Source organism: Mesorhizobium sp. M2E.F.Ca.ET.209.01.1.1 (assembly GCF_004010375.2).
Classification (GTDB): domain Bacteria; phylum Pseudomonadota; class Alphaproteobacteria; order Rhizobiales; family Rhizobiaceae; genus Mesorhizobium.
On sequence record NZ_SADP02000037.1, the window covers coordinates 22,646 to 32,961 of the forward strand.

Consider the following 10,316-nt stretch of genomic DNA (forward strand, 5'->3'; position numbering starts at 1 on the left):
GAGACAACCAGACCATCGCCGCCAAAGTGTCGGTCCTGCTATTTAAGTATCTAGCTCCTGACCAACCGGCTCCGCGGCAATGCCAGGAATTTCGCTTATCCGGACAGGTTTCCCGATTAAATAGCCTTGAGCTTCATCACATCTGACGCATCGCAGATAGTCGAGCTGTTCGGGAGTTTCTACGCCTTCGGCTGTTACCTCAATTCGAAGCTCATGTGCCAACTCAACCAATGATCTTACAATCGCGGCACAGTCCGCATCGGTGAGCATATCCTGGACAAAAGATCGGTCGATCTTGAGCCGCGAAAGCGGCAATTTACGAAGATAGGTCAGTGATGAATAGCCGGTGCCAAAATCGTCAAGAGCAACTGTGACGGATAGGGAAATTAACGATTGTAATAATGAAATCGTTTCTTCAAAATTCGAAATCAGCACAGTTTCTGTGATCTCGACCTCGAGTCTTCGGGGGTCCAAACCGGCTTCAGCCAAGGCCACTACAATTCCATCCAGCAAGGCTTTATTCCTAAGCTGCACTACCGACAAGTTGACGGAGACCCGCAAGTCGCGCGGCCAGCGCGCCGCTGCCAAACAAGCCGTTTTGACGACCCAGTGTCCGATGGAGTGAATCAAATCCGTTTCTTCAGCGATGGGTATGAACTCTGTCGGAGGGATCTGGCCAAGGGTCGGATGCTGCCATCGCAGAAGCGCTTCAAAACCTCGGATGCGATCGCTCCCGAGGTCGAGAAAGGGTTGAAATGCGAGCCAAAGCTGGTCGTTGGCAAGCGCAGATGCCAGATCGCGTTCAAGGGCATGGCGCCTGGCAGCAGCTTCATCGTCGCTTGGGCTGAAAAACTGGATGGACCCCGCCCCCAGCGTCTTAGCCCTGTGTAGCGCGGTATCGACGCACCGCAGGAGTTGGTTGGCATCCAAACCGTCAGTGGGCGCCAAAGCGATACCTATAGAGGCCCTGCAATATATTTCGCGCCCTTCGATCAAGAACGGGGCGCGCATGGCCTCTATGATCTGTTTGGCCAAGGACCTGATTTGATCTGGCCTGATATCGCGCGTAGCGATTATTGCAAATTCGCCGCCCTCCAATCTCGCAATGCCATCGCTCTCCCGCGTCGATCTCCGAAGTCTCGCAGCCACTTCAACCAAAAGGGCATCCGCCATGGCTCGGCCAAAGCGATCATTCACCTCGGCAAAATTGTTAAGATCGAACAAAAGCAACGCAAAGTGCTGGTCAAACTGCTTTGCGTCCACCAACGCGTTCTCCAGCCGCTCGTTGAAGCTGAACCGGTTTGGCAAACTCGTTAGAACATCCCTGCGAATGGCATTTTCGCTTTCCGCTTGCAGAATGAAGCGTCGGGTAAATTCGACCGCGTGAGCGAGCACTGCGCGAAACAGCGTGATGGCGTAGCTCACTATCAGGATTGCGACGAGCAGATTGATGGCGCCTTCCACCCACGCAATCGCAAGCATCGAACCGACGAAGATCGGCAGCGTATACGCGACGGCCGCAATGGGAATCGTGTAAAAAGAAGCGGCACCGCCCGCGATCATCCCGGCGCTCAGGCAGGTAATGACAACCTGGGCGGCACTTGTTGCCCCGCTGAAGAACAGAACGGGAAGTGCTCCCCACCAAGTGCCGAACAGGAAGGCGTTCCGCACCAGGTTTTGTGTTGCTCGGCGAGACACCGACCGGGTTTGACTGACTGAAACGATGATCTCGCTCTTAGGCCTACGAACCCAGCGGCGGCGATGATGACACTCGCCCAGAGGATGGCTTTCGTTTGGTCGGGCGAGCCCCAAAGCGCCATAACAAGAGTGGCCGCATTGAGTATGTTCGCAACCATGCCAAGAGGCGTGTTGCGAAGCACGATACTGACCTGCTCCGCCCTGATTCGGCCGGCAAGTGGTTCGATCGTCGAGGGCCCGCCAAAAGCCCGCAAATCTCCCGCCAGAAGGTCACCGAACCTTGCGGCAGACCGACGCTGCATCACTCTTTCACTCCCCCGCGCTAGAGTAGGTGCTTCGTGTGGGTCCCTAGCACAGAGCAATTCGGAAAAAGTAAATTTCAACCGCGAAATTTGGATACCCAAGTTGCGAAGCCAAGAGCTCCCAAAATTCAAAGATAGCGAAAATCGCGATGCTCCCTTAGGACATAGCCGACCTAACCTGATCCATGTTTTCGTAATTGTGGCGGTTGGCGAATCGGGCTTTCTGTTTCGACGCATGCCAGGCTAAGCTGGCTCAATGAGCCGGCTTATACTCGAAGGGATCGAAATTCGTCGATGGTTTCGATCTCGCCGTCTTCGAGTTCGTCGATCGGGAGAAAACCGCTATCCCGACCGCGTACGTCTCGATGCAGAATGGGCGCGCCGGGCGCGCCGTAAATGGGAACGCCTGATTGTAGGCTTTGCAGTATGTTTGCCTCAGGCTACGGGCGTGAGGCGGACCCAGCGGAGGCCGTCTATGTCGAGCTACGCTTGCGGTCGACGATGTCGCCGGCGGAGCTCGAGGTCCAGCGCAGGGGCTACGCTGCCGCTCTACACTGACGACCGGTGATCCAGGCAATCGAGCAGGGTGCCCACGCACCACCCCGCGCGTCTGGATCAACGACAATGAGGGCTGTGGAACAAGCCTGGTCAGCGCCACCTCTTGCGACTTCTCAACCCGGTGAAGGGAAGCCGAGGCGATGTGCCCCAAGTGCGGCTTTGGGATTGCCGAGCGGTTGTCGAGCGGCAATCTGTGCCCGGCCACTCGTGCCACCCGGCATGCTTCCATCAACAGCATGAATCGATCGCTCGTGATCGATTCCGAAAATGCGTTGGACGCGTCTGATGCACTCGGGAACATGGAGGTATGGATAGGAGCGGCCACCATCTTCATTGCATTCTGAATCTTTTGCGGCTTCGCGATGGGCCCAGCAAAGGCGACTGCGTGGGCGATATGATCGTCATGACGATCATGCTGACAGGACAAGAGATCGGGAGCGTAGGCCCAGGCGTCGGAGGTGAGCAGCTCTCGTCATGGCTTGGACGGCGGCAACGTCTCCGAAAACCTTTGGAGAATGCGTGGCTGCGGGTGGACGAAGGCGTGCGCTCCGCCTAGAGGACACTCGCAACTCCCCTAAATCCACGAGATCACCATGAGGCAGCCGCAGCGCCCCTTTGTCGTCGAGATCAAACAGAAGCGTGAGCTCGTGAAGCGGCCACAGTCGATCTGGGGCGGCATCGACCTGGCTGCCATCGCGAACGAACTCTCCGAAGCGAAGAAGGAAGGTGCGATCGCTGAAGCGACGCCGCAGCCGATTTTTGCCGAGGATGGTCGTCCACAGCCCATGCCTACCACCGGCGAAGCTGCATCCGATGCCAAGGACGAGATCGTACCCGACGGATCGCTTCCCAAGCCGCCGACGGTTGAGGAAGCGCCGATGGCGGAAGCATCGCACGAACAGACTGGGCGCAGACGAACCCGCAAGTTAAAGCGGTGGCAGAAAGATGTTTCTTTGCCGCGAGGTCAACGATGGAAGCGGCGCCTGCCATGGGTCCTCCGCCAGAGCCGGGCTCAGCGGTAGGTCGACTGCGCCAGGATTGAAGCCCTTGTCAAACTGTTCACGACAGACGCAGCAGTGCGTCCAAGTAACGAAGACGTCCGTACTGGCCATCCATCAGCTCCTCTCGGAGTTCGGTGCGAGAATGAAATCGAAAACGGGCTCAGGCAGCTGGCCAGGCATCGGCTCTCGCAAAGCAGTCGGGAACGTTGTGGCCGCTTCGGCCTCTGCCGCGAGCGCGGCAGGTGTGATTCCGAGTGCGGCCTCAAAGGGCCGGCTCGGCAGAAGCGCCACCCGACGAAAAAGCCCTGCAGCTCTTGCCGCATGCCGCAAGGCAGCGGCCCGCTTTCCCTCGCGGATCTTCACCCCGGCCGCCGCCAACAGGATCAATGCCTTGAAGAACAGGCGATGCTGGGCGCTTTGTTTCGCAGCATGCCAAAGAGGCTCCCAAGCCTCATGAGCTTCCCAGTAATACCCGTGGTTGAAAAGGTCGATTCCCCATCGGAACACGTTTGAACTGAGTGATTCCTCGACTGTAACAAGGGTGACCGGGTCGCTTTGATAACTGTGACCCAACGGGTCGCGAACCGGATGTGGATGTTTGCCAGGCAGGTATGCGTAGCCCGGAAAATTCTTTTCAGGCAGCAGGCGAGGACGTGACATGGACCCAGCAATCATGAAAGCGCGTTGGTGGCAATTCCAGATAAAGCAATCGCTTGCGCCAGAGTGCCAGCGGTAAAGAAATATCTTGCGCTGCCCCGACAAAATGCGCTCATGGTGCCATTCCTCCATGGGCACGTGGGCCGGGAGGGCACCTCTAACACGACCGATAGACCAAGGGAGGGCTCAACCCAATGAGCAGGGTGGCGCGCGAAGATGCGAGTCCGGCTTCGTCGGCGACATTTGCGCCGCTCGAGAATGCGACCTTTCGTTCGATCTGGCTTGCCACACAGGTCGCCAGCCTTGGCTGGCTCATTCAAACCGTCGCCATCAGTTGGCTGATGGCGACCATTTCGACGTCGGACGTCATGGTCGCCTTGGTGCAGGCTTCGACCACACTGCCCGTATTCGTCCTGTCGATTATCGCCGGGGTCCTGGCTGACAACTACAGCCGCCGCAATCTCATGTTCGCCGGCTGGTTGCGCGATAGCATTGTCCTCGGCGATGCTGACTGTTCTTGCGGCCGTGGGGATTTTCAATCCATGGATGGTTCTCGCATTCAGCTGTTTGGCCGGAGCGGGAGCCGCGTTCACCGATCCTGCCTGGCACGCGTCGGTGGGCGATATCTTGCGAAAACGCGAAGTCCCAGCCGCGGTCACGCTGATCTCGGTTGGATACAACGCCGTTCGAAGCGTCGGCCCGGCGCTCGGTGGCATCGTCGTTGCCTCCTTTGGACCTCTGACAGCTTTCGCTGTGGCGACGCTGACCTATGTAGCGCTGCTGTGGACCATAGGGCGCCGCAAATGGGATGTTCGCGCCTCACCTCTCCCGCGCGAGCCATTGACCACTGCTATTCATGACGGAGCGCGCTTCACGGCCCTGTCGGCGGAGATCAAGGCGGCAATCGCGCGTGGTGCGCTTTTTGGCCTGACCAGCATCTCCATACTCGCGCTCCTGCCTCTCGTTGCCCGCAATCAACTAGGGGGAGGACCAATCGTTTATGGTGTCCTGATGGCCGGCTTCGGAACAGGCGCCTTGTGCGTCGGCATTTGCAACAATGTCTTGAGGCGGTCTCTGTCCCAGGAGCGGCTGACAACACTGGCATGCATTGCCTGTGCGGCGTGTTGTCTGTCTCTTGCTCTCACTTCCTCAGTGGTGGTGGCGGCTATTGCGCTGGCGCTCGGCGGCGCGGGCTGGGTCGTCACCTGGACGGGGCTCGACGTGAGTGTCCAATTGGCAAGCCCAAGGTGGGTCGTCGGTCGCACGCTCTCGATCCACTATGCCCTTTCGTCTGGCGGTATCGCGGCCGGCAGTTGGCTGTGGGGCACGGTGGCCGAGAACTATTCGCTTACCTTAGCCCTCGAGGTTTCCGCTGTCGCGCTCGTAATGGTCGCGGCCACCGGGTTGCTGATGCCTATCCGTCAATGGCAGGACTCTGATCAGGATCCTTTTGGCTTCGAAACGCCGCAGCTCGCTCTCGACCTGAAGCCGAGAAGCGGGCCGATCGTCGTTAAGATCGAGTACTCAATACCGGAGGCAAACGTCGAAGCTTTCCTGGACCGGATGCAGGAACGACGGCGCGTGCAAAGCCGCGTCGGTGCGCGGCACTGGAATCTCCAGCGCGATCTTCAGGATCCTTCGCTTTGGACAGAAACCTTTCGCGCGCCGACCTGGATGGACTATCTGCGCCTGAACCATCGCCTGACGACCGCGGACAAGGAGTTGGATCAACATCTGTTCGAATTGAACATGGGAATTGCGCCTCGTACCAAGCTTTCAATTGAGCGACCGACCGGGGCAACCCGCAAGCGGGATCAATCGACGCGATTTTTCTTCCGGCTGTGATCGCAGGCTCTGGGTTGGTACGGCTTGGAGGGCGAGGCGAAATGACCGGCTTAACAAAATTTGAGAGGCCAGTCGTGATTCAGATTGGTCGCCATCGCAAAGAACGTTTCGTGTTCGATGTCAATGATGCGGCCACCATCCTCCTGCGGGATTTTGGTCTCCAGACGGAGAAGCGCAGGACAGCTATGGATGCCTGTCTGAAGGTACTACGAGGTGAGGCCTATCCACCCACCGCCCGCAGGGCCTTCGTCACGGCCGCGCGCGAAGCAAATATCCTACGCGGCGATTGACGGGTCAAAAATCATATCGTTCATGAGTTCCTCTATCAGCTGAACGAGCGTTTAAGACGTCGCGCCCGCGTCGTCCGACGCTGACCGAAGCGGCGTGAAAATATGTAAAGAGCCGCTTTGGCAGTCAAGAATGCACCGGTCTGCGTCTTCGGCAACGCCCGCAAGTAGCGGAAAGTCTTCGCCCGAAATCAGTCCGATCTCCTGGGTGAACGCGCCGATCTTTTGAATCGCGCCCTTAAGCTTCGGTCCGACACAGCCGCGGTCGGCGAAGACGTGTCGCAGCCACGGCCCGCGTTCGAGAAAGTTCTTGAGGTATTCGTGCAGCACGAGGTGCAGCCCACTCGCGCAAATTCATGTCAGCTTCATAAATCCGTTGCTGCGATTTCGTGAAATGGCCAAGACCACCAGCAACGAGATGCTCCTGAAGACGATTGCGGCTCTGCAAGCCAATGCCGAAGCCGGCTTCACGCACCTCGAAGCTTTGGTTGCCGTGAAGTCGCCGTCCGAGTTCTTCGAACTGCAAAGCGCATTCCTGCGCAAACAGATCGAGAAGTCCGCTGAGCAGGCCAAGGCCATCCAGGCATTGATGTTGAGAGCTAGCGAGGAACGTATCCAAGCCGATCAAGGATGCCTTTGAGAAGGCTTTGAAGGAACGCAAGGCCGCCTGATTCTTTAAGGCAACCCGAGACCGAAAGTCAGTACCTCGTCCACTGAGACACCTCGCGCCGGTCTTCTTCCATCTGGTCGGACGGCTTTGTCTGCCCGACCGCATCGCAGTGACGTCGTCCTCACGATTTTCGGCGCCTCTTGGCCTCTAGTTCCGGTGGGCATTAGTCGCGGTTCTCCTCGCTGTAGCGGACAAGCCGCGCGATTTGTTCATGCAATGAGATGGTGCGCGACCAGTCGGGGAATGCACCGCTTGTCGCCGTCTCGACAATCGCGCTGCGCACCGGTTTGGGGGGCTCCTACCAATGCACGAAGGTCGCGGCGACCCCAGCCGCTTGGCGGTCGACGATGCGCGACAAGTCGCGTGCAAGTCGTGTTGGGGACGCTGACACCAAGGTACGTGCGCCTCAATCGCGTCCACCCATTCACAAAACCGGCTCCGTGGAGTACGGGGAACGCAGAGAAATCTCCGGTCGCAGCCTTACCCGGTCAAAACAAGGACTCAAACCATGAATGCCCTCGTCATCTGCTCCGGCGGATTGGATTCCGTTTCGCTCGCTCACAAGGTGGCGACCGAGCAGAAACTCATTGGCCTGCTTTCGTTCGATTACGGCCAGAGGCACAAAAAGGAACTCGGCTTTGCCTCTATCTGCGCCAAACGGCTGGGTGTTCCGCACCAAATCGTCGATATCCGCGATGTCGGCCGGAACCTGAGCGGCTCGGCGCTGACTGATAGTGTGGATGTGCCCGACGGGCACTATGCCGAAGACCCTATGAGGATCACGGTGGTGCCGAACAGGAACGCCATCATGCTGGCTATCGCCTTCGGGGTTGCCGCCGCGCAGCAAGCCGATGCGGTGGCCACTGCCGTGCACGGCGGAGATCATTTCATCTATCTCGATTGCCGGCCCGCTTTTATCGACGCCTTTCAGACGATGCAGAACCACGCGCTCGCAGGTTACGCCGATATCCGCCTTTACGCCCCCTATGTGAATATGTCGAAGGCCGACATCGTTAGCGAGGGGGCAAAGTACGCCACACCGTTCGAGGCGACGTGGTCCTGCTACAAGGGCGGCGCACGTCATTGCGGTCGCTGCGGGACATGCATCGAACGGCGCGAAGCATTCGATCTAGCCGGCATTGCCGATCCGACAGACTATGAGGACGCGGACTTCTGGCTCCACGCTGTCCAGACAAGGAGCGCGTGATGTTTCGCATTACCAAAGAGTTCCACTTCTCGGCCTCGCATCAGCTCACCTCCTTGCCATCCGATCATCAGTGCGCGCGTCTACACGGCCACAACTACATCGTCGTAGTGGAACTTTCAGGTGGAGAACTGGACGAACATGGCTTTGTGCGCGACTACCAAGACCTGGCGGCGCTCAAGCACTACATCGATGGGACGTTCGACCATCGGCATCTTAACGACGTCCTGGGGCATGACCGTGTCACAGCGGAATGTCTGGCCAGGCACTTCTACGACTGGTGCAAGGTGCGGTTACCACAAACCTCCGCCGTGCGGGTGAGCGAGACGCCGAAAACCTGGGCGGAATACCGGCCATGACCTGCGCGTTGCAGCCCGGAATCCGCGTGAGCGAGATTTTTGGGCCGACCATTCAGGGCGAAGGAATGCTGATCGGCCTGCCGACGGTGTTCGTAAGAACGGGCGGGTGCGATTATCGCTGTTCCTGGTGCGACAGCCTGCATGCGGTGGACAGTCGCTTCCGCTATGATTGGGAGATGATGTCAACCGATGATGGTCTGGCAAAAGGTCATTTCGTTTTCCGGCGGTCAGCCCGTGATGGTGTCGCTGTCGGGCGGCAATCCGGCCATCCAGCCGCTTGGCCGGTTGATCGAGCGCGGGCATGGTGAGGGCTACCGCTTTGCGTTGGAAACCCAAGGCTCGGTGCCTAAGCAATGGTTCGCGGATCTCGACGTGCTGGTGCTCAGCCCCAAGCCGCCCTCAAGCGAAATGACGACAGATTGGGCCGTGTTCGACACCTGCGTCGAGGCTGCGCAGGATAAGCCGCGGATGGCGCTCAAGCTCGTCGTCTTCGACGATGATGACTATGCCTATGCCAAAGACGCGGCGGCGCGCTACCCGCAATTACCCGTCTATCTGCAGCCCGGCAACCACACGCCGCCGCTTCCCGGTAACGAAGACGCGTTCATCGACATGGCCGGCGTGATGAAGCGAATGGAATGGCTGGTCGAAAAGGTGATCCGTGACAGGTGGTTCGAGGCGCGTGTACTGCCGCAGCTTCATGTTCTGCTCTGGGGGAACAAACGGGGCGTCTAGCCACGCGGAAGGATTGCCGATGACGAGCAAGACAGACATCTAAAGCAATCTCACCCAATTGGGCGATAGCAACGTCGGTTCGGCAAGCCCGAAATGCCGTGCTGGAAAAGGTTTCGAATCCGCATGATGGTTCGCCTATCGTGGGCGCTTCGCCGCTCCTCTAGGGGTGACTTGTCCCCGACGCATGCGCGAGCTTTTCTGCCCGGTCTGATTGGCCGCCGATCAGCGCCGCGGGCCAAATGCGCTTGACAAAATAGCGCCGGCCCGTTCAATTCGGCGCATTCACCAGGGGAGTCCCGGCAAGGGGCTGAGATACTGCTGGCTTTCGCGGCGCAGTGACCCGTTGAACCTGATCCAGTTCATACTGGCGTAGGGACGGTGCAAGCGCTTTTGCGGGAGTTTACGCCCGATATCCTGTTTCGGCAGGTCGACAGAAGCGTCTTTTCATCCTTCCGGCACAGAACTGGGTCTCCAATGCATGAGCAAAGGAGCCTCACGATGAATGCCCTCACCCCCGCCGTATCGACGGGACCGCTGCCCGCCTCACGGAAAATCCACAAGTCCGGCGTCCTTTATCCGCACATCAAAGTGCCGATGCGAGAAATCTCCGTCCATCCGACGGCGGGTGAACCGCCCGTCACCGTCTATGATCCGTCCGGCCCCTATACGGACCCGACTGTCGAAACCAGCATCGAAAAAGGCCTTGCCCGGCTTCGCCATGAATGGATTACGGCACGCGGCGATGTCGAAGCCTATGACGGCCGTCATGTCCGGCCGGAAGACAACGGATTCGCGGCGGGCGAGCGCCTGACACCGGAATTTCCCGTTCGCAACCGGCCGCTCAGGGCCAAGGCCGGCAAGGCGGTGACCCAGCTTGCCTATGCGCGCGCCGGCATCATCACGCCAGAAATGGAGTTCGTAGCCATCCGCGAGAATCTCGGCCGCGAGGTGATGCGCGGCAAGCTGCAACGCGACGGCGAAGCCTTCGGCGCGGCGATCC

At 58.9% G+C, this 10,316-nt stretch carries 6 protein-coding genes, 5 pseudogenes and 1 riboswitch; of the genes and pseudogenes, 8 read left to right on the forward strand and 3 right to left on the reverse strand.

All coding sequences use genetic code 11. The features are described 5' to 3' along the window. Positions 1 to 42 precede the first annotated feature (42 nt). Positions 43 to 1,671, reverse strand: coding sequence for an EAL domain-containing protein (locus tag EN852_RS33915; RefSeq protein ID WP_245460087.1), 1,629 nt, complete (start codon positions 1,669 to 1,671; stop codon positions 43 to 45). Positions 1,672 to 3,151: 1,480 nt separating this feature from the next. Between EN852_RS33915 and EN852_RS33920 the strand changes: the two genes are divergently transcribed. Continuing rightward, positions 3,152 to 3,580: a hypothetical protein gene (locus EN852_RS33920; RefSeq protein ID WP_126101875.1), complete on the forward strand. Its 429-nt coding sequence runs from the start codon at positions 3,152 to 3,154 to the stop codon at positions 3,578 to 3,580. A 93-nt stretch (positions 3,581 to 3,673) separates the two neighbouring features. Here the strand turns inward: EN852_RS33920 and EN852_RS33925 are convergent, their stop codons facing one another. After that, the gene (locus tag EN852_RS33925) at positions 3,674 to 4,348 is read right to left on the reverse strand and encodes a DUF309 domain-containing protein (protein ID WP_245460088.1); all 675 of its coding nucleotides are present in this window, start codon (positions 4,346 to 4,348) and stop codon (positions 3,674 to 3,676) included. A 62-nt stretch (positions 4,349 to 4,410) separates the two neighbouring features. Between EN852_RS33925 and EN852_RS33930 the strand changes: the two are divergent. Beyond that, positions 4,411 to 6,061 (forward strand): annotated as a pseudogene (locus EN852_RS33930) (MFS transporter). Positions 6,062 to 6,102: 41 nt separating this feature from the next. Continuing rightward, positions 6,103 to 6,351, forward strand: coding sequence for a DUF982 domain-containing protein (locus tag EN852_RS33935; RefSeq protein ID WP_126101876.1), 249 nt, complete (start codon positions 6,103 to 6,105; stop codon positions 6,349 to 6,351). A 195-nt stretch (positions 6,352 to 6,546) separates the two neighbouring features. On the opposite strand, the pseudogene EN852_RS42675 reads toward EN852_RS33935, so the two are convergent. Further along, positions 6,547 to 6,663, reverse strand: a pseudogene (locus EN852_RS42675) (IS5/IS1182 family transposase); the annotation flags it as partial. A gap of 76 nt (positions 6,664 to 6,739) precedes the next feature. Here EN852_RS42675 and EN852_RS33945 point away from each other — a divergent pair. The 5 genes and pseudogenes from EN852_RS33945 to EN852_RS33965 all read left to right on the forward strand — a co-directional run. Beyond that, positions 6,740 to 7,019, forward strand: a pseudogene (locus EN852_RS33945) (phasin family protein); the annotation flags it as partial. A gap of 507 nt (positions 7,020 to 7,526) precedes the next feature. Further along, on the forward strand, positions 7,527 to 8,225 hold the full coding sequence (queC, locus tag EN852_RS33950; RefSeq protein ID WP_126101878.1) for a 7-cyano-7-deazaguanine synthase QueC: 699 nt from the start codon (positions 7,527 to 7,529) through the stop codon (positions 8,223 to 8,225). Continuing rightward, positions 8,225 to 8,581: a 6-carboxytetrahydropterin synthase QueD gene (queD, locus tag EN852_RS33955; RefSeq protein ID WP_126101879.1), complete on the forward strand. Its 357-nt coding sequence runs from the start codon at positions 8,225 to 8,227 to the stop codon at positions 8,579 to 8,581. Before queC ends, queD begins: the two co-directional genes overlap by 1 nt. After that, positions 8,578 to 9,316 (forward strand): annotated as a pseudogene (gene queE, locus EN852_RS33960) (7-carboxy-7-deazaguanine synthase QueE). The gene queD and the pseudogene queE overlap by 4 nt, the downstream one beginning before the upstream one ends. 277 nt (positions 9,317 to 9,593) lie before the next feature. Further along, positions 9,594 to 9,710: riboswitch (TPP riboswitch) on the forward strand. Positions 9,711 to 9,814: 104 nt separating this feature from the next. Beyond that, positions 9,815 to 10,316: pseudogene (locus EN852_RS33965) on the forward strand (phosphomethylpyrimidine synthase ThiC); the annotation flags it as partial.